This is a genomic window from Euryarchaeota archaeon (assembly GCA_016207515.1).
In the GTDB taxonomy this organism is placed as follows: domain Archaea; phylum Thermoplasmatota; class SW-10-69-26; order JACQPN01; family JACQPN01; genus JACQPN01.
In genome coordinates this window covers 1-24,183 of the sequence record JACQPN010000006.1, presented here as the reverse complement: position 1 = coordinate 24,183, position 24,183 = coordinate 1, and the positions used below count along the sequence as shown (strand labels likewise).

The 24,183-nt window shown below is 63.5% G+C and carries 20 protein-coding genes; 10 read left to right on the top strand and 10 right to left on the bottom strand.

Annotated features, from left to right (window positions below):
• Positions 1 to 3 precede the first annotated feature (3 nt).
• The 5 genes from HY556_02975 to HY556_02955 all read left to right on the top strand — a co-directional run bounded on the left by HY556_02975 (position 4) and on the right by HY556_02955 (position 5,266).
• Positions 4 to 954, top strand: a complete 951-nt coding sequence (locus tag HY556_02975; GenBank protein MBI4392746.1) for a hypothetical protein — start codon at positions 4 to 6, stop codon at positions 952 to 954.
• 82 nt (positions 955 to 1,036) lie between these two features.
• Positions 1,037 to 1,696 carry a hypothetical protein gene (locus HY556_02970; GenBank protein ID MBI4392745.1) on the top strand — a complete coding sequence of 220 codons (660 nt, stop codon included), beginning with the start codon at positions 1,037 to 1,039 and terminating at the stop codon, positions 1,694 to 1,696.
• A gap of 38 nt (positions 1,697 to 1,734) precedes the next feature.
• Positions 1,735 to 3,228: an acetyl-CoA carboxylase biotin carboxylase subunit gene (locus tag HY556_02965; GenBank protein MBI4392744.1), complete on the top strand. Its 1,494-nt coding sequence runs from the start codon at positions 1,735 to 1,737 to the stop codon at positions 3,226 to 3,228.
• Positions 3,229 to 3,717 (top strand): biotin/lipoyl-binding protein, encoded by a 489-nt coding sequence (locus HY556_02960; protein MBI4392743.1) that lies wholly within the window; start codon positions 3,229 to 3,231, stop codon positions 3,715 to 3,717.
• 4 nt (positions 3,718 to 3,721) lie between these two features.
• Positions 3,722 to 5,266 (top strand): acyl-CoA carboxylase subunit beta, encoded by a 1,545-nt coding sequence (locus HY556_02955; GenBank protein MBI4392742.1) that lies wholly within the window; start codon positions 3,722 to 3,724, stop codon positions 5,264 to 5,266.
• 58 nt (positions 5,267 to 5,324) lie between these two features.
• Here HY556_02955 and HY556_02950 read toward each other — a convergent pair whose 3' ends face one another.
• The 5 genes from HY556_02950 to HY556_02930 form a co-directional block, all read right to left on the bottom strand.
• Positions 5,325 to 5,777: a response regulator gene (locus tag HY556_02950; protein ID MBI4392741.1), complete on the bottom strand. Its 453-nt coding sequence runs from the start codon at positions 5,775 to 5,777 to the stop codon at positions 5,325 to 5,327.
• A complete protein-coding gene (locus HY556_02945; GenBank protein ID MBI4392740.1) occupies positions 5,774 to 7,591 on the bottom strand; it encodes a PAS domain-containing protein in 1,818 nt (605 codons plus the stop codon). The genes HY556_02950 and HY556_02945 overlap by 4 nt, the downstream gene beginning before the upstream one ends.
• A gap of 231 nt (positions 7,592 to 7,822) precedes the next feature.
• Complete coding sequence (locus HY556_02940) at positions 7,823 to 8,677, bottom strand: CoA ester lyase (GenBank protein MBI4392739.1); 855 nt, start codon at positions 8,675 to 8,677, stop codon at positions 7,823 to 7,825.
• The gene (locus HY556_02935) at positions 8,677 to 9,141 is read right to left on the bottom strand and encodes a MaoC family dehydratase (GenBank protein MBI4392738.1); all 465 of its coding nucleotides are present in this window, start codon (positions 9,139 to 9,141) and stop codon (positions 8,677 to 8,679) included. Before HY556_02935 ends, HY556_02940 begins: the two co-directional genes overlap by 1 nt.
• 81 nt (positions 9,142 to 9,222) lie before the next feature.
• The gene (locus tag HY556_02930; protein MBI4392737.1) at positions 9,223 to 12,141 is read right to left on the bottom strand and encodes a PAS domain-containing sensor histidine kinase; all 2,919 of its coding nucleotides are present in this window, start codon (positions 12,139 to 12,141) and stop codon (positions 9,223 to 9,225) included.
• Positions 12,142 to 12,303: 162 nt separating this feature from the next.
• Between HY556_02930 and HY556_02925 the strand changes: the two genes are divergently transcribed.
• Positions 12,304 to 13,146 carry a polymer-forming cytoskeletal protein gene (locus HY556_02925; GenBank protein ID MBI4392736.1) on the top strand — a complete coding sequence of 281 codons (843 nt, stop codon included), beginning with the start codon at positions 12,304 to 12,306 and terminating at the stop codon, positions 13,144 to 13,146.
• Positions 13,147 to 13,284: 138 nt separating this feature from the next.
• Here HY556_02925 and HY556_02920 read toward each other — a convergent pair whose 3' ends face one another.
• Positions 13,285 to 15,606: a hypothetical protein gene (locus tag HY556_02920; protein ID MBI4392735.1), complete on the bottom strand. Its 2,322-nt coding sequence runs from the start codon at positions 15,604 to 15,606 to the stop codon at positions 13,285 to 13,287.
• A 235-nt stretch (positions 15,607 to 15,841) separates the two neighbouring features.
• Positions 15,842 to 16,399, bottom strand: coding sequence for a hypothetical protein (locus HY556_02915; GenBank protein MBI4392734.1), 558 nt, complete (start codon positions 16,397 to 16,399; stop codon positions 15,842 to 15,844).
• 149 nt (positions 16,400 to 16,548) lie between these two features.
• Here HY556_02915 and HY556_02910 point away from each other — a divergent pair, with 149 nt between their 5' ends.
• The 4 genes from HY556_02910 to HY556_02895 all read left to right on the top strand — a co-directional run bounded on the left by HY556_02910 (position 16,549) and on the right by HY556_02895 (position 21,107).
• Positions 16,549 to 17,385 carry a rhomboid family intramembrane serine protease gene (locus tag HY556_02910; protein MBI4392733.1) on the top strand — a complete coding sequence of 279 codons (837 nt, stop codon included), beginning with the start codon at positions 16,549 to 16,551 and terminating at the stop codon, positions 17,383 to 17,385.
• A gap of 276 nt (positions 17,386 to 17,661) precedes the next feature.
• Positions 17,662 to 18,090, top strand: a complete 429-nt coding sequence (locus tag HY556_02905) for an SRPBCC domain-containing protein (protein ID MBI4392732.1) — start codon at positions 17,662 to 17,664, stop codon at positions 18,088 to 18,090.
• A gap of 518 nt (positions 18,091 to 18,608) precedes the next feature.
• A complete protein-coding gene (locus tag HY556_02900; protein MBI4392731.1) occupies positions 18,609 to 19,442 on the top strand; it encodes a DsbA family protein in 834 nt (277 codons plus the stop codon).
• A 180-nt stretch (positions 19,443 to 19,622) separates the two neighbouring features.
• Positions 19,623 to 21,107 (top strand): hypothetical protein, encoded by a 1,485-nt coding sequence (locus HY556_02895; protein MBI4392730.1) that lies wholly within the window; start codon positions 19,623 to 19,625, stop codon positions 21,105 to 21,107.
• A gap of 136 nt (positions 21,108 to 21,243) precedes the next feature.
• Here HY556_02895 and HY556_02890 read toward each other — a convergent pair whose 3' ends face one another.
• Genes HY556_02890 through HY556_02880 form a run of 3 tightly spaced genes read right to left on the bottom strand, consistent with a single transcriptional unit; the run spans position 21,244 to position 23,983 of the window.
• Positions 21,244 to 22,578 (bottom strand): hypothetical protein, encoded by a 1,335-nt coding sequence (locus HY556_02890; protein MBI4392729.1) that lies wholly within the window; start codon positions 22,576 to 22,578, stop codon positions 21,244 to 21,246.
• The gene (locus HY556_02885) at positions 22,575 to 23,447 is read right to left on the bottom strand and encodes a hypothetical protein (protein ID MBI4392728.1); all 873 of its coding nucleotides are present in this window, start codon (positions 23,445 to 23,447) and stop codon (positions 22,575 to 22,577) included. Before HY556_02885 ends, HY556_02890 begins: the two co-directional genes overlap by 4 nt.
• A 2-nt stretch (positions 23,448 to 23,449) precedes the next feature.
• Positions 23,450 to 23,983, bottom strand: coding sequence for a hypothetical protein (locus HY556_02880; GenBank protein ID MBI4392727.1), 534 nt, complete (start codon positions 23,981 to 23,983; stop codon positions 23,450 to 23,452).
• Between the last annotated feature and the right edge of the window lie 200 nt (positions 23,984 to 24,183).

Sequence of the window (24,183 nt, the reverse complement as noted above, 5' to 3'; positions counted from 1 at the left end):
GCCTTGGTTGAAACAACGCTGCTTGCGAACGCGATCTTCGGGCTGGTCACCGCCATCGTGTACGCGTCGGTCGGCCTGCGGGTGAACGAACGAAGCGTCTCCGCCGAAGCGCGCTCCGCCTCGCGATCGTTCGCCATATGGTGGATGGGGCTGGGCGCCATCACCGCGGCCGGCTCGGTCCTTTCGGTCGCCGGCGCCCTCGGTTCGAGTGACCTATCCCTCCACTTGAGCATCACGTACATGCTGCTACTAGCCCTTTGCATCGCGTTCGTGGGCCTCCTATACTACCTCCTGTACGTCTACACGGGAAGACGGAACCTCCTCTACCCGATCGCCGGCCTCTACTTCCTGTACTTCGCCCTGCTCGTCTACTACGTCGACGCAAGTGGCCCGGCCGGAGTGGAGGTCACCAAGTGGCAGACCAGGGTATTCTACGCGCACCAGATCACAAGCGGCCCGGTGTTCTACGCCGTCCTCCTGGGGCTCCTCGTCCCCCCGACCCTGGGCGCCATCGCCTACCTGAGCCTCTACTTCCGGGTCGGAGAGAAGGCACAGAAGCGCCGCATCCTCCTGGTCGCGGGCAGCATCGCGATATGGTTCGGCGCGATTTTCATGGCATCCTCTTTCGGGATATCTGGAAGCACTTCGCCGTGGGCCTTCGGTCTCACCGTCGGCGACGTGTGGCAGGTCGTAAGCCGCCTCATCGGCCTGGCGGCCGCCTCCGTGATCTACGTGGCCTACGCCCCGCCGGCATCCGGGCGTAGACAAGGAGAGATGCAAGACCCGACCGGCGGCGCGGGCGAACGGGCCATCCAGATGGAGCGCCCGGGCCTTCGACCGCAGTCCTTGGCGGGCGCGTCGTCGGCGAGCGGGATCCTGCAAGACGGCGCACGCCCCGTGACGCGGGCATGCGATAGGTGCTTTGCCATTCTCCACGCCGCCGGGGTGGCCTGACCTGGTCCTCGTCGGCGCCCTGTTGACCATCCTTGAGGGATCCGTTTACGCCTTTGTCGGCCGGAAGCTTTTGCAACGGCGCGTGGCGCCTACCGATCAACTCGCGTCCACGCTCTTTTCGACCTGGTGGATCGCCATCGGCGCGAACAAGGTCGTCTACGGTCTTCTCGGCCTTGGCGCCGAGAACGGGCTTGTCGACCTGAGCCTTTACACCACGATCATCTTCGTGAACCTACTGCTCCTCTGCTTCTCGCTCACCTGCCTCCTCTACTACCTCCTTTACGTCTTCACTGGGACCAAGACTCTTCTCCTCCCGATCCTCGTCCTGTACGGCATGTACTTCTTCGTACTCGTCTATAACATCGTGAGCACTAGACCCACCGGCTTCACTGTCGGACCATGGCGGACCGCGTTCGTCCCGAGCGTCCCTTCGAACCCCGCATTACTCCTCATGATCCTGGTGTTCCTCGCAGTCCCGCAGACGCTCGCCTCGATTTCATACCTTGTTCTGGGCCGCCGCGTCACCGACCCCGAGGTGAGGCACCGGATACGGTTCGCCTCATGGAGCATCATCGCCTTGACCTTGAGCATCGTGCTCATCCCGCTTCCAGGGGCCTTCCAAAGCGACGCAGCACAGATACTCATCCGGGCGTTCGGAATGCTTGCCGCACTCCTCGGCCTTTTCGCGTATTCGCCCCCTCGATGGCTTCGTAGGAGCGTCGGCCTCGCTCCCACGTCTTGAATGAGTTTAAATGCCTTCGAAGAAGTGCGGATGGCGTGATGTTCGAACGGATACTGGTGGCCAACCGCGGCGAGATAGCGCTACGCGTCATGAAGGCCGCCACCGAGATGGGAATAGAGACCATCGCCGTCCACAGTGACGCGGATGAACGTGCCCCGCACGTGAAGATTGCGACATCCGCCGTCCGCCTCGGGCCCGCCCCTCCGGCCGAAAGTTACCTCCGCATCGACCTCATCCTACAAGCGGCCGAGCGGACCGGATGTGATTCGATACACCCCGGATACGGTTTTCTCTCGGAGAACGCCATGTTCGCCAGAGCATGCGGGAAGGCAGGGATCAAGTTCATCGGCCCCTCGCCCGAGGCGATGGAGGTCCTTGGAGACAAGGTGAGGGCCCGGGCCCTGGCCATCCGCGAAGGCGTCCCGGTGGCGCCTGGTAGCGACGGCGCGCTCGCGGATCCTGCGGAGGCGGAACGGGTGGCGGCAAGGATCGGTTACCCGGTGATCCTCAAGGCCGCAGCAGGCGGAGGCGGGATGGGCATGCGGATAGTCCGGGACGGATCGGAGATCGGCGCCATGTTCGATGCCGCGAGTTCCCAAGCGGCCGCAGCCTTCGGGAACGGCTCCGTCTTCATCGAGAAGTTCCTGGAGAGGCCCCGCCACATCGAGGTGCAGGTCCTTGGCGACGAGAAAGGCCACCTCATCCACTTGGGCGAGCGCGAATGCAGCATCCAGCGCAGGCACCAGAAACTGCTCGAAGAGGCCCCGAGTCCGGCGCTCGGCCAGGCACAAAGGAGCGACCTTGGAGAGCTCGCGGTGAAACTCGCCAAGGCCGGCGGTTACACGAACGCCGGCACGATGGAATTCCTCTACTCGAACGGCCGGTTCAACTTCAACGAGATGAACACGAGGCTCCAGGTCGAGCACCCGGTGACGGAGATGGTGACCGGGGTCGACATCGTGAAGTGGCAGATCCGCATCGCCGCCGGGGAACCCCTGACGCTCCATCAACGCGACATCAGGACGGACGGCCACGCGATCGAATGCAGGATCAACGCCGAGGATCCCCTCAACGACTTCCGTCCTTCGCCCGGACGCGTGACCCGGTACAGCGCGCCTTCCATGCCGGGGATTCGGATCGATTCCGCGATCGTCGAAGGCCTTGACGTGCCAAGCCACTACGACGGTCTGGTCGCGAAAGTCATCGCCTGGGGTCCCACGAGGCCCGAGGCGGCCGCGAGGATGCGGGCGGCACTCGGCTCCTTCACGCTCTCCGGTCTTCCGTCGAACGTCGGGTTTCACCGCGTGATATTGGCCGACGAGGCCTTCCTCAAAGGCGACCTGTCGACGCGCTTCATCGAGGAGCGCGGGATAATCGAGAGAACACGGCTTGAGGAGGAGAAACGTGTCGGTTCCTCGAGGCAGCGGGCCGCCTTGATCGCCGCCGCATTGGCCGTCGGGGGGCGAGGCGGGCTCGGCGCGGCGCACCACTCGCACACCCTTCCGCCGCGACGTTCCAGGGAGGCGCCCTGATTGCACGTCGTAATTGAGATCGATGGGGAACGCCACGAACTGTGGCTTTTGCGCGTGGAGGACAAGGTGAGCGTGGAGGTCGGCGGAGAGACGTACGAGCTCTCCTGCGAGGCGGCGGGGCGCTCCGTCGCGGTGGGGCTTTCGGGCCGGCGCCACCACGTCGAGCTCGTCGCCGCCGAGAAGGCCCTGATAGACGGGCGCCCCGTGGGTTATAGGGTCGCCTTCTTCTCGCCGCGCGGCGCTCCCGGAAAACACGAGGTCGAGGAGACGGGGAAAGCCAGGATAAGGCCCCCGATGCCGGGCCGCATCGTCGCCGTGAGAGCGTCCGAAGGCGAGAAGGTGGCCAAGGGGGATGTACTTATGATACTCGAGGCGATGAAGATGCAAAACGAGGTAACGGCCCCGACTGGCGGTGTGCTGAAACGATTGCTAGTGAAGGCGGGCGACGTGGTGGATTCGCACACGGTGCTCGCCGAGATAGAAGGGTGAGAAGATGGCAAACGATGCAAGCGCCCGGGAAGCGAGCATACAAGGGGAGGCGGCGAAGCTCAAGAAGGGTGGGCCGGAGAAGTACAGGGCCGCGCTGAAAGACGAGGGGAAACTGTTCGTCCGGGAGAGGTTGAAACTATTCTTCCCGGGTGGTCTCAGTTTCGAGGACGGATTGTTCGCGAACAACCGCAACGCCGACCTCCCGGCCGACGGGATGGTGACCGGTGTCGGGGACTTCGACGGGCGAAGCGTCTACGTGATGGCGAACGACTACACGGTGAAAGCGGGGAGCATGGCGGAGAAGGGCGTCGAGAAGTTCCTGCGGCTCCAGGAACGCGCTCTGCGGGCGAAGAAGCCGATCCTCTACCTCGTCGATTCGAGCGGCGCACGGATCACCGACCAGTCGGGCTTCTTTGCTAACCTCAGGGGCATCGGGAAGTACTTCTACTACCACTCGCTCCTTTCGGGCGCGATCCCCCAGATCGCGGTGCTATACGGGCCGTGCGTCGCCGGCGCGGCCTATACGCCTGTGTTTTGCGATTTCACGATAATGGTGCGCAAGATGAGCGCGATGTGCATCGCTAGCCCTCGCATGGTCGAGATGGTGACGGGCGAGAAGACCGACCTCCAGACACTCGGGGGGCCCGAACTCCATGCGACCGAGTCGGGCAGCTGCCACCTCATCGCGGAGAACGAGGAGGACGCGGCGCGGCTCGTCTGGCGCCTCCTATCGTATCTTCCCGACGGTTACGAGGAAGACCCGCCGCATTATGATGCCCGGCCGAGCGCACGACCTACGTCAAAGATCGCCGACCTGGTACCGACGGACCCGAACCTCCCCTTCGACATGCACGAGCTTCTGGAGGCCCTCGTCGACGAGGGGTCGCTTCTTGAACTCGGGCCCGACTACGCTCCGGAGCTAGTGACGGCCTTCGCCCGCCTCGGCGGCCACGTGGTCGGTATCGTCGCGAACAACAGCAAGCACAAGGCGGGGGCGATCTTCCCGGAATCGTCGGACAAGGCGGCCGAGTTCATCCTCAAGTGCGACGCGTTCAACGTGCCTCTCGTCTACCTGTGCGACACGCCGGGTTTCATGGTGGGCCTTGCGATGGAGAAGGCCGGCATCCTGAAGCGGGGCAAGAAATTCATCTACGCGACGTCGACCGCGACGGTGCCGAAGTTCTGTGTCGTCGTGAGGAAAGCCTACGGCGCCGGGATCTACGCAATGTGCGGACCCGCCTTCGAACCCGAAGCGACCTTGGCGCTTCCGGGCGCCGAGATCGCCGTCATGGGCGCGGAGGCCGCGATAAACGCCGTGTACAGGCGGCACATCGACGCGATCAAGGACCCGGCGGAGCGAGAACGGTTCATCGCGGAGAAACGTGAATCCTACAAGGCCGACATAGACGTCCACGTCATGGCAGACGATCTCGTCGTGGACCACGTGGTGCCGCCGTCGGAGCTACGAGACGAACTCATCAAAAGACTAAGGGCGGCGAGGCACAAGGACCACCCGTTGCCCGGGAAAAAGCACGGGACCGTCATCTAGTCCGGCCGCCCGCCACCACAGTATCCGAGCGCCTTACCGTCCTTTGGGCGGCCGCGGTCTAGGTGGCTGTGGTCCTCTTCGGGACGGGCTCGTTGAGGATCAACCAGTACAGCCCGAGTTGGCGCACGGCCTCTGCGAAATCGTTGAAGTTTATTGGCTTCCTCACGTAGCTGTTGGCGCCGAGACCGTAACCGTCCAAGAGATCGCGTTCCTCGTTCGATGAGGTGAGGATGACGACGGGAAGGAGCCTCGTCCGTTCGTCCGAACGAAGCTTCTTCAAGACGTCGAGGCCGCCTAGGCGCGGCAGTTTCAGATCGAGGATGACGAGCCGTGGAAGCGTCCAACGCGCGTTGTTCTCGTATTTTCCGGTCCTGAACAGGTAATCGATGGCTTCGACGCCGTCCGTGGCGACGACGACGTCGTTCACGATGTTGTTCTTCCTAAGCGCCCGGAGCGTAAGGTCTGCATGGTCCGGGTTGTCTTCGACTAGAAGTATCACTGGTTCCGTCAAGTGTTCACCCCTCGTCCCTCCCGTATCGCGGGCTGTACGTCCGCGGACGCGCGTCCTTCCTCCTTGGCGCCGATCGTGAAGTAGAACTGGGCACCCTTTCCCGGGTAACCGTCGGCCCACACGCGCCCGCCGTGGCGGTCGATGATGCGCTTGACGCTGGCGAGGCCTATCCCGGTGCCGGGGAAGTCCTTCGCCGCGTGAAGGCGCTCGAAGGGAAGGAAGAGCTTGGCCGCGTACTCTGGGTCGAACCCGGCGCCGTCGTCTCGCACGAAGTAGACGGTCCCGTCGCGCCGCTTCATCGCGCCGAACTCGATGAAGGCGTTCTCCTTTCGCGACGTGAATTTCCATGCGTTGCCGATGAGGTTCTCCATGACGACGCGTAGGAGCGGCGGATCGCCCTCGGCATGGACGCCGGGCTCGACCTTGACTTCGACTTTGCGCGTCGGTTGCGTCTTGTGGAGTTCCTCGGCGTAGGTCTTTGCAAGGACCGAGAGGTTCACCCGCTGCGGCTTCAAGGCACTTCGGCCTAGCCGCGACAATTTGAGTATCGCCTCTATGAGCTCGGCCATGCGCTTCGTTGCCTCGCGTACTCGTAGGATCGTCTTCTTCCCTTCATCGTCCAGCTTGTCGCCGTAGTCTTCAAGAAGCGCCTGGCTGAACCCGTCCACCGTCATCAAGGGTGCTCTTAGGTCGTGCGACACCGAGTAACTGAAGGCCTCTAGTTCCTTGTTCGCGGCCTCCAGTTCGGCCGTCCTTTGCGCGACGCGCGATTCGAGTTCCGCGTTGAGCCTGTTGGCTTCCTCTTCGGCGAGTTTGCGACGCGTGATGTCCTGGGCGGTCCCGACGAGCTTCACGGGCTTGCCGGACGCGTCGGCCACGACATGGGCGCGGCCTTGAATCCATCGCATGCTGCCATCGGGCTGCCTCACCTGGTAGTCGAACTCGAAGGGCGTTCCATTGTCAAGCGCGTTTCGGACGAGGACTCCGGCCTCGTCCCGATCCTCCGGCCGAAGCATCGAAAGCCATTGGTCGTATGTGACTGCCATCGACCCTGGGGCGATCCCGAAGAGGCGGTACAGCTCGTCCGACCAGACGACCCGACCCGAGGTGATGTCCCACTCGAAGCTCCCGATGTGCGCCGTGCGTTGCGCCTCACGAAGCTTCTCCGTCTGGCGTTCGAGCTTACGGCTTTGCTCGGCCTCGACGGAGCGTAGCGTCTCGAGGCCGCCGATCGTGCGCATCCTGACGAGGTGGACTAGGAACGCGAGGACGTTGGCGGAGAAAAGGGACAACCCGAGTTGCGTCCAATACGGGGAAGGGCCGCCCAAGGAGGCGACCGCGAGCCACGCGCAGTCCGCGGCGAAGACGGCGGCCGCGAGCCAGCGCCACGACAGGAAGAACACGCCGACGCCGATCACGATGATGGTGAATGACGTGCTGTGGACGGCGTTTCCCGTGAGGACGACGAGCGCCGCCGCGACGACAGTGGCGACGAGCGCCACACCTGTACCTATCATGTGCGAGAGATCGCCGGGTACAGTGCGGCCTCGCACCGCGATGTGCAGTCCAAGAAGGAGGACGGAGGCGGTCGCGTGTGCCAGACTTACGCCGACGTTGATTGGCGGAGGGAGCGTCGTCAAGTAGATGGTTGCAAGCACTGCGTAGAGAATCCCAAGCCCGAGGGAGACGGGCGAGATGTAACCCGCGACGGTCTCGTTGAGCGTCGCCTGCAATCTGCCGGGGGAGCTGACATTCGTCGGTGACTCCCCCCGGTCAGGCATCGAAACGGGAGCGTGGGCGGGAACGGGATTCACGGTTCTCCCTCCGCCGAATTGGTTAATCCCGTTTGACGGAATGGCTTAAATACGGCTTTCTCCCGAGGTGCGGGTTCTTGCTACGGGCGTCGAAGCACTGTCCCGGGGTCAGGTGCAGCCTCTAGAATGCGTGCGAATCAATCGGCGCATCCGACGGGCGCGCCTAGGGCCGTGGGTGGCCGCGTCCGGTGTGGTGATGTCATGCTTCTGGCGTACTGCTGCCCGGCGATCTCAAGGCGCGTCTAAGACAGATAATGCGATGACGCGCTCGGCTTGGCGGATCAACGGCGGGTCGATCATGCGGCCATCGACGGCGACGACACCGCCTTGGCCGGTCCCCGCCGAGCGTACGGCGTCCAGCACCTTTTTCGCCCATGCCACTTCGCCGGCCGATGGCCGAAACGCCCGGTGCACCGTCGGGACCTGGTCGGGATGGATGACCTGTTTACCCGTGAACCCCAATTGGGCGCCGAAACGTGTGTCGCGTTCGAGCCCGGCGGCGTCCTTGAAATCCACGAAGACCTGGTCGATCGCGTCCACGTCCGCGGCCGCTGCGGAGGCGACGACGTGGCTACGCGCATAGAGGACTTCGAGTCCGTCGACGGTCCGCCTTGCGCCTACACTTGCCGCGTAGTCCTCCGCCCCGAACGCCACGGCGCGTACGCGAGGTGAGGCGGAGGCGATCGCGGAGGCCGCCATGACGCCCCTTGCCGTCTCGATGATGAGAAGGAGTTCCGCGTCGCATCCGCGTTCTGTGAGGAGGAGGTCGGCCCCGATCACGTCGTCGCCGGATTCGACCTTCGGGAGGACGACTAGGTCCGGTCGAAGGGGAGCGATCGCCTCCAAGTCGTCCTTGGCCCACCGGCTCGTCCACGAATTCATGCGAACACCCCGGAGCGTCTTCCCGGCCCTCGTCGATTTCAGCGCGTCGGCTACCGAGCGCCGGGCAGTCTCTTTGTCCGCAGGAGCGACCGCGTCTTCGAGGTCGATGACGGCGACATCCGCCGGCCCTTCAAGCGCTTTCAACCACCGGTCCGCCCTTGTGGCGGGAGTGAAAAGTACGCTGCGCAGGGGTCGGTGGTCCATCAAGCACCGCTCTCTTCCGGGTCGCGCACCTGGATGAGGACCGTGCGCTGGTACTTGCAGACGACCTCGCCGTTCTGGTTCTTCACCGTGTGCGCTAACTCCACGAGGCCGCGCCCGGGCTGCGAGGTGCGGCGCTTCGAGAGCACCTTCGTCTCGACGCCGATGGTGTCGCCGTGGAAGACGGGCTTCGGGTGCTCCACGCGGTCGTAGCCGAGGTTCGCGATGAGCGTGCCTTCGGTGAGGTCGCGGACGCTGATCCCCACGGATAGCGCCATCGTGAGCAGCCCGTTCACGATCCGGGCCCCGAACGCGCTTTTCTTCGCGTACTCCTCGTCCATGTGGAGGGGCTGCGTGTTCATCGTGAGCGAGCAGAAGAGCGTGTTGTCCGACTCCGTGATCGTGCGTTTCATGGTGTGCATGATCACTTCGCCGACCTGGAAGTCCTCGTAAGATCTGCCCGGCACGTGGACGGGAAGGCCTCTGGTCGCGTTAAAATCTTTTGACCTGCCGTCAAGTGGCGGCGTGGGGGGCGCGCGTCCTCTTTCCTATGCCTGGCCCGTCGTAGTGCCCTCGGCCGACGGAGGCGTGTGGTTCGATTCGCTCGCGAGCGGTATCTCGAAGGCAAAACTTGCCCCTTGTCCCCTTCCGGCGCTTTCGCACCAGATGCGGCCGGCGTGGAGTTCAACTATCCCTTTGCTGACGTAGAGGCCAAGTCCCGTGCCCGGGCGCGGCTTTCCTCCGGGATCGGGGACTTGGCTGAAGGGTTGGAAAAGCCTTTTCATGTCGGGTCTTGGGATGCCGACGCCGGTGTCGCTCACGCGAACGACCGCCGCGCCCCGGTGGGTGCCCGTGTCGATGTCGATGCGGCCGCCTTCCTCCGTGAACTTCACGGCATTGCTCAAGAGATTGTAGAGGACCTGGGTCAGGCGTTTGTCGTCGCCGAGGACGATCGCCTTGGGGCCTTCGTGCAGCACGAGTTCCACGCCTGCCCTTCGCGCGGGCTCGTTGAATGATTCAATCGCCTCCCGGGCCACAACGTTCACGTCCACTGGCTTGTGTTCGATGCCGAGCTTTCCCGCTTGGAGCCTCGAGGCCTCGAGGAGGTCGCCGACGAGCCGACCTAGCCGGTCGATGTTGCGCTCCAGGAGGACGACGGCGCGGGCCTGTCCGGGGGCGAGCGTGCCCTTCGCCTCGGTGCGAAGCAGGTGCAACTGGAGTTTTATCGGGGTGAGCGGCGTGTTCAGTTCGTGGGCCGCCGTGTTGAGGAAACGCGCCTTGAACTCGTTCATGTCCTTGAGGCGTTCAAGCTCCTTCGCCTGCTCGGCAAGTTCGTCGGCGCGCCGCCTCTCGGCGACGTTACGAAGGATGCCCCGGAAGCCTGCCTTATGCCCGTGGTCGTCGACCACGAGTGAGACCGAGCACTCGACGGGGGTCTCCTCGCCGCGTTTGTGGCGCAGGGTGAAAGGGAAGCTGTCCATCGGGCCCCCCGTCTGCCAGACGCTGTTGAAGGCCTGAAAGACCCGGAACGCCTCCGCCTTGTCCATGAAATCCGCGTAGTTCGCGTGGAAAAGCTCGTCGGCTCCGAGTCCCGTGAGGCGGGCGAGGGAATCGTTGAAAAGAATGATCGTGCCATGACGGTCCACCTCGTAGTAGCCGTCTTGGATGCTGTCCACGACCCGCCGGTATTTTTCCTCGCTGTTCCTGAGCGCTTCCTCCGCCTGCCTGCGTTCTGTCACGTCCCTGAAGCTCCAGACGCGGCCCACGCTCTTTCCCGATACCCTTTGAGGGCGCGAATAGCGCTCGACGATGCGCCCGTCGCGGAATCGGATTTCATCGAAGCTCTCGGCGTCGGGGTCGGCGTACAGGGCATCCACTTTCTTGACGAAGGCTTCGGGATCGGAAAGCTGGCCCAGAACGGACGCGATCGCCTTGGCGTCGTCGCCGGATCGCATCATGCTTTCGGGGATCTTCCACATCTCAATGAAGCGCTGGTTGTAGCTTCTGATCTTTCCCCCTCGGCCGATGACGACGATCGCGTCGCCCGTTGATTCGAGCGTCGCCGAATAGAGCGATGCGGTCTCCTTTATCTCGGTCTCTGCCCGTTTGCTCGCCGTCACGTCGCGGACCGTCGCGACACTCGCGGGTCGTCCTTCGAACGTCAGATCGCGCGCGGCTCCTTCCATGAGGAACGTGGAACCGTCCTTTCGCAGGGCGGTGACTAGGTAGGTGTCGCCACGGAGGTCCATTAGACCCCGTTTCACCTCCTCGACGGAGGCCGGGGCGATGAGGTCGAGGCCGTTTTTGCCCAAGAGCTCGTCGCGCGAATAGCCGTACATCCTCGCGAACTCCGCGTTGCACTCCACGATCTTTCCGTTCTCGTGGATGACGACGCCGACCAGGGCCGCGTTCGAAAGCGCCATGAACCGGCGTTCGCTCTGTTCGAGGGCGACCTCATGCGCCTTCCTTTCCGTTACGTCGCGCCCAACGATCATGAACTTCAGGCCCGGTTGGCCTTCGAGGCGTTTCGCCGTCACCTCCACGGTCACTCGTCTCCCGTCCTTTCTCAGCACGACCACCTCGTAACGTTCACCAAGGCGTTTTCCCCCAATCGCCGCCTTTACCAGAGAGACCACTATGTCCATGCTTTCGGGTGCCGCAAACGCGGTGAAGGGCGTGCCTTGGAGTTCGTCCCTGGTGTAGCCGAGCACGCGGAGGATCGCGTCGTTGGCGTAGATGACGCGCTGGGTCAAGATGTCGACCACGGCGACCGCTTCGCCGGCGTCGCTTTGCGCTTGGAGCAGCGTCTCGTACTGGTCTTTCTGTCGACGAAGTTCCTTTTCGGCCTCCTTCCGTTCCCTGACCTGGCGGTCAAGATCCTGGGCGAGGAGGCGCGCCTCCTGCTTTTCGCCCGTCTCTACGAGCATCTCCTTTGCGATGACGCCGCCCACGAGGCCTGCGAGAAAAATGTACGTGACCCGCGTCAACGTCTCGCCTTCGTGAGCTACCAACTCGCCGGTGAGCCAGAGAAGAGCCACGTAGCCCGCCGCATACGCGGTCGCGGCGAACATCGTCTCCTTGGGCCCGAACCGGAAAGCCACCGCCACGACCGCAAGGTACAGGGCGATGTAGAACGGGGATTCGAAGCCGCCCGTCGCGTAGAGCCAGAGCATTGTGAAGAAGGCGTCCGTGACGACCGACACGTATGAGGATAGGAGCACGGGGTTGCTTCGATACGGCTCCGCGACGTAGACGTACGTCCCATACACCCAGGCAAGGCCAAGCAGCGAATACGCAAGCCAGGGGATAGTGCCCGTCTTGTCGAGAACCATGGGGTAGAGGATGGTGCCGGTCGCGATCACCGCAAGCCGCACGCCCGCGATGCGCTTCTCCGCGGAGAACACCTTCCCCATCTGCGGGCTCGTAGCTGGCGCGTCGGCTGGAGCGCCCGGATCTTGGCCGCCCATGGGAGAGTCCTTCCTTGCCCCCCGTACTTAACCGACATGCGACAACTATTTAGGCTGCCTTCCAAGGAGAAGGAGCCCCGACGCTGCGCCGTTGCGACTCCCCCCTCGACAAGTCCAAATAGAGAAGTGACGAAGAATCGTGCATAGAAGGAGACTCCTCCCATGCAGCGAAGACTGACTAGGTTCGCCGGCGACCTCCAGATCCCTCCGGGTACGCGAGTGCCGGCAGGCATCTCGGCTTCGGGCGTCCTCGTAATCGGGGAAGGTGCCGTGTGCTCCGGGGACGTCGTGGGATTGCGCGGCGTCGTCGTTTCGGGCGGCGCGCGCGTCAAGGGCGATGTCTCGTCACGAGGCCCCGTACTAGTCGAGGCGGGCGCCGTCATCGAGGGCGAGGTCCATTCTTTCGCGGACGTGAGTTCGGCCGGGGAACTTGACGACGAACAGCCCGGCCCGAGACCGCCCACAGGCCCGGAGCCTCGCGCCCAGGCCCCCGAACGCGTCGAAGCGCTGGAAGTCGAGTTGGCCCGTGGGGCGATCCGGGACACGCTATCATGTCTCCTCCTTCTAGCTCTTGACACCTTCAAACGAAGGGCTTCCTACGCCGCCGGCACGTGGTGGGGCCTGCCGGATGATGCCCTCGAAGACACACTCACCGCGCTACGCGCCCCGATCGCCACCGTCTACGGGATCGAGGAGGGCGAACGCCCGTGGACCCACTCGGACGTACTCGATGTGCTGCTTGCGAAGGTCGTGCCGCTCGTCATCCCGGTGTCGGTCGAACGTTTCGGCAAGCACCGGGCACTCATCACGGCCGGAAAACCAGAAGACCTTCCCGGCGACGTAGGGTCGCAGCCGGGGTGGCCGATCCCCGTCCTGTCGCTCGTCAACGTCCTTGGCCACGCGTTTTCGCCTAACTTCAAGCTTGTGACAGGCGCTGACGGGCAGCTTCCCGCCTTGGAGACCGATCCGTCGTCGGTACAGGCGTGGGTCTCCCTCGGCGAATGAGGCGTCCACCGTCGAAGAGGCGTCAAAGTCCCAATATCAGGGGGCACGGTTCACGCAATCCGCCTTGAGCACGGCTCTTTCTAGCGCCCACCGCGATGAAACGACGCGTTCCGCGCCCACACGGGCGACGAGAGGCGCCTAGGCGCTTCGCTTCCGGCGTCCGGCGAGGGCAACGAATGCCCCTGCCAGGACGAGCGCCATCGTCTCGAAGCCTGGTGTCCTGGAGGGAGCCGTCGTCTGCGCGTCGAGCCCTGCGCCGAGGTCTGCCGTGACCTCCTTTCCAAGGTCGTCGAGGACCTTCGGCGGCTGCGCGTATACCTGCTCCCAACCCAAGGCGTTTCTGAGGATCTGGTTCGCGGAATAGGTAGTCGCGTACGAGTCGAGCCCGTACGGGTGGTAGAACTCCTCCGACGGGTCCGGCAGCATCGCGCCGATGAACGTGACCTTGCCGCTTCCCAGCTTCACGATGCCGAGGTTCGTCTGGTTCACGCGCTCGACGCAACCTTGGCCCGCGCCGCCGTAGCCGGCGATGTCCGCTCCCGCACCCTTCATCGCATCCAGGTCGAAGTAATAACCCGGGGCGGAGTTACTGGAGATGGTGTAACCGAGCGGCACGGGCTCGTAGAGCATCCTTGCAAGACCCCGCACTCCCACGTTCAAGGCGTGTTCGCGCACCAGGTTACTGCAGCCGGCGTAGTAGAAGCTCTGGTGGATGGAGGCCGAAGGCACGATCCCCATCTCGCCAAGAAGCGTCAACGCCGAATCGGTGACGACGAGGTTCCCGCCGGCCGACACCCAGTCCTTGAGCGCGGTGATCGCCTGGGCGTTCCCGCTGATCGTCTCCGCGGCGCTTCCGGCGACTATCAGGTTGTCGTAGTTCGAAAGCGCCGGCGTCGCGAGTTCCCGTGCGACGATCGGCATCAGCACACCGGGCCTGTCGCCGTCGGCGACGAACGGCTTGAGGTCCGCGAAGTAGTCGTTCGGCGTCGCTTGGAAGACGATGTGGTCGAGGTCCCACGTGTCGTCGAACGGGTTCTCCTTCGCCCAGCCCTCCAATGGCTTGCCATCGTCGGCGTTGGTCACGACCTTCGGGTTGTCAAGATAGGCCGTCCTCTTGCCGTTGGTCTCGATCGAGTTCTTGATCTGCTTTGCCGCCTGGTCCATGAAGGCGGAGACGATTATGCGGACGGCCTCGACGTGGTACGCGTTGATGCGCGCAGCGAGGCCTGGGTAGTAGTTGTCGAACGTGACGTGGTTGTACGCGAGCTCGAAGTCGACACCCGGCGCGTTGAGGCCCTGGTCCTGCGCGAAGAAGTCGGACGAGAAACCGCTGTCCGTGTAACCGATCGTGTCCCAGACGGTACCCCACTCGTTGAACTCGCCTCCCCAGGCGACCCCGGACTGCGGCAGCGTGCTCCACTCGGTGAAGGCGGGGTCGGCGTTGAGGCGCTCCTTCACGAGCTCCGCAAGCGACGTGATATCGACCATCTCGCTCGGCGTGAACCGGCCGGCGGGAAGCATCGTGAGGACGAAATGGCCACGCGACCTCACGTCGTTCTCCATCACGGGGCCCGTGTGGACGAAGTCATCGGGGTTCGGCGCCCCGTCCATCGGATCCGGCGGTTGCGCGTTCTGGTTCACCACGTTCTGGTCGCCGTCTGCCGGCTGCAACATCCCGTGGATGTCCGTGGCGTAGTCGATCTTGTCGTAGTTCGCCTTGATGTAATTGAAGTAGGCCTGCGACTCGGGCTGCGACATGGACGCGTGCGAGCCTTGGCCGCGCGACCATCCGACGGTCGGCCCTTGCCTGTTGAGATCCACGCCGTTGCCGTTGACGCGGACGAAGTTCTGGCTCTCGATGCACCCGTCAGGGGTCGGAGCCGGCACGGGGAAGTAACCGGGGCAGTTCGCCCGGTACTCGGCCTCCTCGTGCGTCCAACCGTCTGGGTTCGGGAAAAGGAAGAGGAGTATCATGTAATCGAGGTACTTCTTGAGTTCGGGCTTCGCGACGACGATCCCCTGCGTCGTCACGAGGTCTTCGATGACCCGGAGTCCCCCCTCGCGGCCGCCCTTCTCGTTGCCGTGGATCGAGAGCATGTAGAGGACGACGATCTTGTCCTCGCGGGCGATCGCCGACTTGGTGTTCGTCATCTCCACCATTATGACCTGGCTCGGCTCCTTTTGTCCGGTCGCCGCGTTGACCCAACCGACGGAGGGACCGACCTCGATGACCTTCATGAGGTCGCTATGAGCCGCGGCGAGCATGTCCAGGCCTTGTCTCGCCTCGTCGTACGAGATGTAATCGTTCGTCTGCATGGCTTCCGGGAAGACGCGCCCGAGTACGGTCTGCGAGGCTGAGCCCGACAGGCCTGGCGTAGGAAGCGCTCCGGCCGGAACGACCGAGAGTGCCATGAAGCAGACAGCGAGGATCGCGAAGGTTTTGGCGCGGGCTTTTTTCATCGGACTCGACTCCTATTTCCCTTTAAGAAGGGATGACCAGACTTGCCGTGCTCAATATATAGGCTTTGTTGAACCTTGGTTCTCCCCATCTGGAGAAGGCTTAGCCACGAAAAGCCCGTAACGCGGCTTACCGGAGGTCCCCGATATGGTTTGTTGAACAAGTGTTCTCCAACGGCCGTGAAGTGCAACCGGAGGGTTCACTATGATGGAGCGCGGACGCGAAAGAGAAAACCCTTCAACTCGTCCGTCCGGCAAGGAACCGTTGCGCCATGTCCCGGTGCCCCACCACCGTCTTCGCGACCTCGTCGTGCGTCTTTCCTGCGCAGACGATACCGTGCCCTTCGGTGACGACGTAGTTCGACGCCCTCAACCCGGCGAGAACTTGCATGGCGAGTTCCAGAAAGTCGCGCGCCGGCGGGCCCGTCGTCGCCGTGAAATCCGCGCCTTTCCTTCGCGCCTCGTCAACGACGTCGTCTCTCACCGAGATGACGGCGTTCACTTCCCTTTTCGCGCGATGGATCAGCCAGTGGAGGGGCGCGAAATCTCCGGCAGGGGCGGGTCCGATGAACGTGAGATTGTTGAGCCTGGGATCGTAGTCGACGATCTCGACGAAGTGATCGGGCTCAAGTTTTCCGCAGGGAGACCCAGCGGCCGTGGCGGTGACTCGAGGACCGTAGCGTGACGAGAGGTCGACGACCGTGTTCGCCGGAAGACGCGCGGCAGCGATGAGACGGCCCGCCGCCATCATCGTCGCGACCGCCGGGTCGGCGCTCAAGGCCGAGCCGATCGGCATAGGAGTAAACGGTAGGATCGGTCGCGACCGCGGGTTGGGTTTTCTGGCTTCCCTACCGCCCCTCGCTTCCGCGCCGGAGAAAGGCCCCTGTACCATGGACGGTGCAGCGCGAACAACCTATTTTATAGCATGGCGCGTTCGCCGCCTCGATGGTCTCGGGAAGCTGCCATCTGTGCGGCCGTGAGGAGTATCTGCCCTTCGAATGCAGGTTCTGCAACCGCGCGTTCTGCGTCAACCACCGATTGCCGGAGAGCCACCAATGCGCGGCCCTCTCGCAATATCGGGAGAGCGCGAGGTCTTCGGGACAGTTCTTCCAACCCGAGTGGCGCTCACCCGTCGCGCGCGGGCCGTCGGTCGCGTCGCGCGTACGGACCTTCACGCGCGGTTCGATGAACAAGAAACTGCTTTTGACACTCGTGGTCGTGTACCTGGCCGAGTGGGCGGTCCTCTTTTACTCGGGGGACCCGCGCGTGGTCCTGGCACTTTTCGGCCTCAACGTCGGGACGGTCCAAAGCGCCCCGTGGACCCTTCTCACGTCGATCGTCTCCCACGACCCGTACAACCCCTTCCATCTCCTCTTCAACTCGCTCTTCCTCTACTTCTTCGGCCCCTACCTGGAGCGGGAGATAGGGCCGGCGCGGTTCCTCGGGTTCTTCATCGTGTGCGGCCTCGTGGCCGGCGTCGCGCAGTCTCTCCTGTTCCCGGGAACCGTGCTCGGCGCCAGCGGCGCTTTGATGGGCGTGCTCGGTGCCGTGACCATCCTCTACCCGAACCTAACCGTCATCTTCATCATATTCCCGATGCCGCTTTACGCGATGACGGCGATTTTCGCGGTCCTCGACATCTTCGGGCTAGGCGACGGGACCAAGATCGCCCACCTCGCGCATCTTGCGGGGCTCGCGGCCGGGGTCGCCTACGGCTACGACCTCAAAGCGAGACTCGTGCGCCGGCGAAGTGGGGTGGAGATCCTCCATCGCCGTCACTGACGCGCCCTCGGTGCTGGGACAGGGCGGACCCGTCCCACGATCCGGGGGTTCGTCCCATCTCACCACGTGGGATCGGTGTCCACGGGAGAGGTGGCGGATCTCGCTTGTGAGAGTGCCGCCACGAGACGCGTCTTGGCCGTGGGTCTGACGCGTCCCTCGTGGCAGACAGCTGTTCGATGGCGGGAGAAGATTATCCCGTTTCACCCGGTCGGCTCGAACGGCGAAAGGGCATGATTAAGCGGGGAGCCGCGTGTCCCTCCTTGGAAGGCCGACCCTATGGCGAGGACCATCATCCAGAGCGTGAAGTTCGCGACGACGCCCGACGACTTGTTCGACACTTACCTCGATCCGAAAAGACACTCCGCGGCGACGGGCGGTGGAGCGATGATCTCGATGAAGCTTGGCGCCCCGTTCACGGCTTGGGACGGCTTCATCGAAGGCGTTAACCTGGCAGTCGTCGCCAAGCGGCTCATCGTGCAGTCATGGCGCGGCTCCGACTGGCGAGAGGATGACGCCGATTCCTTGTTGGTGCTATCGTTCTCGAAGGACATGAACGGCGCCGTCTTGGATCTCGTGCACGCGAACGTCCCGGACGACCAGTATGAAGCACTTGATGCGGGTTGGCACGAGCACTACTGGAAACCTTGGAGAGAATACATCGCCGAGAACATTTCGTGCCTACCGAAGAGACGGCTAAAGAAGTGATGCGGGGAACGTGACGGTGCGGACCGAGAGTCATCCACTTGTGTGGACCGCGATTCGACCTTACGTGGAATAAGGGGAGGGGGTTTGTCCCCCTCCACCCAGTCTGCCGGAAGCTCGTTCGCTTCACGGCCGGCCTCCCGTGCCTTCTTGCCTCCGCCTGTAAGAGGGAGGGCCGGTGGCGGGCCAAGCGTTGCTTGGCTTCTGGTTTGGCGATTGGGGCTTGCGCTGATCCGAGGTGTTGTCTTCGCCACCGGTCGGGGAGCGACGACCCGACGGCAGCTATCTTTCCACCGCAGGGTTGCTCCTTGTCGACTATGTATTTGACGCGTCGCCCATTTGAACCGGTGCAAGAGTGGGGCCTTCCGACGCAGGGAATCGCCTGCGTTTCGTCCGCCGACCGCTTCGTGACTTTCGACCCTCGGGTGTTTCCTTGTCGGGTGCCGGAGGCCTGGGCCTGGTTCCCTGGGCCTCAGCCAAACCAGATATAGCGTCGGCCCGCTCGCGACGTGGGGTTTCTCATGACGCATCACGACCACGAACACCGGATCCAGGTCTATCACGCGACCGCGCCCACCTGCTGGTGGTCATGGGGCTACGAGGCCCTGATGAACCGTCTGAAGCTTGTCTATGGCAATCAGATCGACGTGAAGACGATGACGCTCGCCGTCTACAACGACCTGGCGGAGTACAAGAAGCACTACGAGCTCAACTCGATGAAGGACATGACGGAGTGGGCGAAGGAGGCGATCGACATCATGGGCGTCCCGATCCCGACGGACTATGATGGCCTCGTCATGCCGGAGACCGTCTTTCCCGCGACGATGGCCGCCATGGCCGCGTACAAGCAAGGCGACTCGAAGGGCGCTCGATTCGTGCGCGAAATCCTTCGCCGCACGGTCGTAGAGGGCGATTGGCCGCGAGACGATGCGTATTTCACGGAAGCTGCGAAGGCGGCCGGCCTTGACGTTTCCAAGTTCGAGAAGGCGTACGCGGATGAGGAGGCCTGCCAGGCGGCGTTCGAGAAGCAGGGGGAGGCGTTCGACGTCCACATCGGGTTCTACAACATCGCGATCACCGACGGCCACGGCACGGTCGTGACCATCGACCACGCATTCGACCCGGAGCAAGTGGAAGGCGCGATCGACTGGCTTTCCGGCGGCAAACTCAAGAAGGCGACACCGACGGATGTCATCGGTTACGTGAGACACCACGGCGCGGCGCCGCTCATCGAGTTGTCGCGCGTCTTCGGCGTGCCGCAGGAGAAGATGGAAAAGGAGCTCGAATCGTTCGAGAAAGCGGGGAAGCTCAAGCGGACGACCTTGGCGGGCGCTCCGCACTGGATCGCGAAGTAGCGGACCCATAGCGGCGCGGCGGCACCGGAACGACGTGGTACTCCCCACCGATGGTCCGTGCGCGCCGCGAAATCAGACTTCTTACCATGATACACCGTGACATGGTTTTCTGGTCTTGGAGCGTTCTCGAATAGAAAATTCCGAGATTCTTTATGAGCCCCTGCGCGGCCTGCACTGCGAATGAGGCTGTCGGTGGTAGTGGGCGTGCTCATGGGCGCCGCCCTCGTGGGCGCCGCCATGGCAATGCCCGGGAGCGGCGAGGTGGCCATAGTGGGCCAAGCGATGGCCACGGTGCATTCGATGGTAGACGGCACGGCGAGCGCCGCGACCGCCATCGCGAGGATGTCCTTCATGGGCGAACGACCCATCGAGGCTCCGGCGCCCCAGGTTTTCAACGACCAGCGTCCGGCCGACATCGGGGAGGGCACCGATGCGCAAGCGACGGATGGAACCGGAGCGAACGCTGGACGCGACGGGACATCCACGAGCGAAGCCACAGAAAACGCCGACACCGCTGGGGTCTCTCTAGACGGTCCGTTGGAGGACTCGCCCGCTGAGAAGGTTGCCGATCCGTCAACCGATGTCACCCGATCAGACAGCGCCGAAGAGACCGGTACGACGAGCGATGGCACACGACACGGACCGACGACCATGGAGCAAAGCGACGACGCGCCGCCGTCCGCGACCGTGATCGACGCGTCGAGCGCCACGAACAAGGAACCTACCACATCCGCAACGCAACCAGCCGCCACCGGTCCGTCGTCGCCCGCTTCGACGGGCACGGATGCCGTAGCGTCGTCGACGACACTTGCGGGCCTCACGGAGACTAGCTCCCCCGGCAGCACGTCACACGCGGACGCCACAGACACGCCGACGTTGACTGGCGGGAAAGAGACCATCGAGCCTGAAAAGACGGGCGTAGAACCGGCGCCATCCTCATCGACGACGGCGAGCGATGAGCCCGGGAGCGCGATCATCGGGGCCGGGCACTCGGTGTCGGTATCGTTAAGCGTCGCCAACTCCGGCCCCCGCATCGGAGCGAAGCGGGTCGTCGATTCTGCGCGTGACGGCGGCGCGACGGTCGTTTTCCAAGTCTCGGACACGAACGGGCGTCGCGACATCTCCGCAGTCGAGGCCACGACGGACGACGGAACGCGGTTCACGGTAGCACTTCTTCCGAACGAGGAGGCGGTGGCCCTTGCCGCCGGTTCCAACGACTTCGATTTCTCAGGACGAACTCAATCCTATGGGACGCGGGTCCCCTACGCGGATGCGCCGCAAACCCTGCGCATCACGGCGAAGGACACATGGAACGCGATCGATACCGCAAGCATCATGATCAAGAGACCTTCTGACCCGGTCCCCCCGAACCCATTGCCACTTCCCTTTGGCATGAGTTCGACGCCGAGCGCGCCGATAACGGCACCGGCCGTTGAGCCGGGCACGATCCTTATCGCCCTTGATGGGACGGCGACAGGCCTTAGATCCGCGACGGAACGCGACAACTTGGACGTGGAGGTGGAACCGCCTGCCACCCCGGTGGTCGATGCCGTCGCCGCATCAGAGTCCTCGAACGAAGCGGATGCGCCGACCCAGGCCCTTCCAATCGCGCTCGTCGCGGGATCCGCAATGATGCATGCAAAGAAGAAGCAGAGGAGAAACTAGACCTGCGGAAGTAGAAGAGAAACTAGACCGGCGTGGTTTGCTCGCCGGCCACTGTCGCTAATGGCGTCCAATTCCTGCACGTGGGCGTCCTGCGGCAAATGCACCCGAAGGACCTCGGGCGATTTGAAGGCGGCGCCTACTTCCTGGATCTGCGGCCGAATGCGATCCCGGCGACAGCCGCGACGCTCAACGCCTCGAGCAAGCCGAGGCCCGGCGTGCGAGCGCCTTGATCACTGCTCTTTCCTGAATCATCGCTGGCCTTCGAACCCGTCGAATCGTTCGAACCGCCGGTCATGGTGTTCGACTTCGAGCCCGAGCCGTCCGTCGAGCCTGACGCGGTGGAGCTTACGAGGATCTCCACGTCCTTGGAAACACTCTTCAATCCGTCGAACGTGACCCAACCGGTGACCTTGTAGGTCCCGGCTTCGCCCGCGGTCCAGTACATCGGGATCTCCATCTCTTCGCCCGCAGGGACGAACACGGGGTCGGACGTGATGACCGCGATGCGTTCGCCATCGAGCGAGATCTCCGCGTTGAGCTTGGCGTTGATGATGTCCTTGGCACCCGTGTTCTTGAACGCGGCGGAGAGTTTCGCGAGTCCGTTCGGCTTCACGGCCCTGTCCGCATCGAGCGACACGAAGGAGCCTTGTTTGCCCTCTGAAAGCGACAGCGTGCCCGCCGGGACCACTTTGAAGAGGAGCCCACGGAAGGGAGCGAGGTCGCCGTTTTCGGAGAGCGCGACCGTGGCTTCGTACTCGCCCACGGGGAGGCCTTTGACGGTGCGGGGCGCTTGCGTCGCGTGCCCGCTAGCCGGCACACTCGAACCTTGGATGGTCTCGACGAGGACGGAATCACCGTTCTCATCGTAGACTTGCACGTCGAAACTGGGCGCCGCGCGGACGTTTCCCGTGTTGATCACGTCCACGATGACGCTCAACGGCTTGTCCGCCTCGGCATCCGCTATCTTCGCGGCTTCAAGGGAGAACCTCAAGGTCTCGACGCCGCCGACCTTGGCCGTGATCGCGGGGACGAGTTCCATGTTGACGCTCGCGCCGGAACCGGCCGGGGAGCCGCCGCTTTGGGCGTGGATGCGCACGGCGCCAGCATAGTCGCCGTTCGCCGCGTCCGCCGGGACGGTGAGCGTGACTTTCAGGATCCTCGCCGTGCCGGGTGAAATCGTGAACGGATTGGCCGGATTCACGGAGATCCACGAGGCCATCACACCCTGTGGTTCAGTCGTGATCGTGAGCGTCTCGTCGAACTGGTTGTTCAACCGGAACTGGCCCTCGTAGGCCTGGCCACGTAGAAGCGCGGGGTCGGTGAACTCCAACTCCACGGGCGTCACGCCGAAACCGCTGCCATTGCCCGTGCTGTTCGTTGCGTTGTTGGTCTGCGCCGCCGCCAACGAGGTCGCGGCGAGCATGGTCACGAGCGCCAAAGCGAGTTGGGTCATGATCGTGGCGGACTTCATTGGCTCACCACCGCTCCGATGCTGATCGAGCCAGTGTAGGTGGCGGCCGGGACGAACTGCTCGTCGCCGGTCGGCACGTGTATGTCGAAGTACGCGGAGCGCACGGCGCCCGAACCTGGCAGAAGGTCGAACGACGCGTCGGTCGATGGTGCGCTTGCGAGCCCTACCTCGCCCGCCATGTCGGCTGCATTACTGTACTTGATCCTACCGGCCGGGATGGAGGCGTCAAACCCTTGGGCGGCCATGTCCGTGGCCGAGACCTGCAAGTCAATCTTCACGTTGCCCTTGTTTATGATGCCGACGGTCGAGGGTCCCGAGTGGGTCGAGGAACCCGGGTCGAGGCTACCGGCCGTGAAACTGATGGAGCTTGCATCGAGGCTGAAAGCGAGTAGCTGCTGGACGGTGACGACGACGATGAGGCTCTCCTTGTCGCCAGCTCCGTCCGAGACCTCCGCTTCGAGTTCGTAAGTTCCCGGTGGGTCGTAGTGTTGGAGCGTGAACGAGGCCGCGAAGTCGCGGGAGCGCCCTTGGTGGCCGCGGTCGGCGCCGGAGACGTCGCCTCCCACCTGCGACCCGTCGGGGCGCTTGAACTTCAGGCTCATGCCTGAGATGTCCTGCCACCCGTTGTCGTCTTGCGCATGCGCCATGAGGGAGAACGTGCGACTCCCACCCGGCACTGGGCTTATCTGTATTCCAGGGGTGCCCTCGTCATCATCGGCATCTGCGAAGTCGATGCCGACGACGTGAGGCCCCTTGTTCTTCACACTCGCTTGGCTGTGGACTTGATCCGCCCACGCGGTCGAGGCGAAGAGCAGGGGCATGAAGAGGACGACCAAGAACCGGACGTTCCGCTTGTCGTCTTCGTTCATCTTCAGACCCCCTTTGCCGTGATCGTGATGGAACCCTGGTAATCGCCCGCGGGAAGCCACTGGGAGCCGCCGTATGGGGCTTTGAGCCGGATGAATATCGAAGCGGACTCGCCCGGCAAGAGCGAAAGACCCGGGATCTTCTGTTCCTCGGCGAGGCTTTGTCCCGGGCCGGAAGCGCTCGTTGCGTAACTTATCTTGGACGCCGGGATGGAGGCACCGCTCGCCGCGTCGGTCATGTCCGTCGCGGAGACGGAGAGCGTGAACGGGAGCGCCCCCGAGTTCGTGACTTCAAGTTCGACCGCGGCCGAGGATTCCCCGGGGACGAGCGCGCCGAATCCGATGATAGAATGCGAGAAGGTCATGCCAAGAGCACCCGACGAGATGGAGTCGCCTCCCGGCACGTTCTCGAATTGAGTCGTGCCGATGACCGCGTCTAGCTCTTCCGGGAAACCGACAAAGGCGGGCGCGATGGCGATCGCGTAGACCCCCCCGATTATCGCTATGCTGGCAAAGACCGCAGAACGTCCCCACTTCATACTGACCAGATTGTAGCGTCTTGGCACGGGTATTTGAGGGATTATGGACAGCCTTAAGTTGTGCTGTAACTTCCTAAACCGGCCCCTTTTGTAACTCCAAAAACGACCCGGGCAAACGGGCTAAAACCCGTCGACCCTGACCCCCGACCGGTGGTCCTGGTGAAGCCCGTGTTCGATGATCCCAACGTGTTGGCGCGACT

What these genes read in the sequence shown, in the direction of transcription:
- HY556_02965 (MBI4392744.1), top strand. Translation starts at nt 1,735, where the DNA reads ATGTTCGAACGGATACTGGTGGCCAACCGCGGCGAGATAGCGCTACGC.
- HY556_02955 (MBI4392742.1), top strand. Translation starts at nt 3,722, where the DNA reads ATGGCAAACGATGCAAGCGCCCGGGAAGCGAGCATACAAGGGGAGGCG.
- HY556_02940 (MBI4392739.1), bottom strand. Translation starts at nt 8,677, where the DNA reads ATGGACCACCGACCCCTGCGCAGCGTACTTTTCACTCCCGCCACAAGG.
- HY556_02930 (MBI4392737.1), bottom strand. Translation starts at nt 12,141, where the DNA reads ATGGGCGGCCAAGATCCGGGCGCTCCAGCCGACGCGCCAGCTACGAGC.
- HY556_02925 (MBI4392736.1), top strand. Translation starts at nt 12,304, where the DNA reads ATGCAGCGAAGACTGACTAGGTTCGCCGGCGACCTCCAGATCCCTCCG.
- HY556_02920 (MBI4392735.1), bottom strand. Translation starts at nt 15,606, where the DNA reads ATGAAAAAAGCCCGCGCCAAAACCTTCGCGATCCTCGCTGTCTGCTTC.
- HY556_02915 (MBI4392734.1), bottom strand. Translation starts at nt 16,399, where the DNA reads ATGCCGATCGGCTCGGCCTTGAGCGCCGACCCGGCGGTCGCGACGATG.
- HY556_02910 (MBI4392733.1), top strand. Translation starts at nt 16,549, where the DNA reads ATGGTCTCGGGAAGCTGCCATCTGTGCGGCCGTGAGGAGTATCTGCCC.
- HY556_02905 (MBI4392732.1), top strand. Translation starts at nt 17,662, where the DNA reads ATGGCGAGGACCATCATCCAGAGCGTGAAGTTCGCGACGACGCCCGAC.
- HY556_02900 (MBI4392731.1), top strand. Translation starts at nt 18,609, where the DNA reads ATGACGCATCACGACCACGAACACCGGATCCAGGTCTATCACGCGACC.
- HY556_02895 (MBI4392730.1), top strand. Translation starts at nt 19,623, where the DNA reads ATGAGGCTGTCGGTGGTAGTGGGCGTGCTCATGGGCGCCGCCCTCGTG.
- HY556_02890 (MBI4392729.1), bottom strand. Translation starts at nt 22,578, where the DNA reads ATGAAGTCCGCCACGATCATGACCCAACTCGCTTTGGCGCTCGTGACC.
- HY556_02885 (MBI4392728.1), bottom strand. Translation starts at nt 23,447, where the DNA reads ATGAACGAAGACGACAAGCGGAACGTCCGGTTCTTGGTCGTCCTCTTC.
- HY556_02880 (MBI4392727.1), bottom strand. Translation starts at nt 23,983, where the DNA reads ATGAAGTGGGGACGTTCTGCGGTCTTTGCCAGCATAGCGATAATCGGG.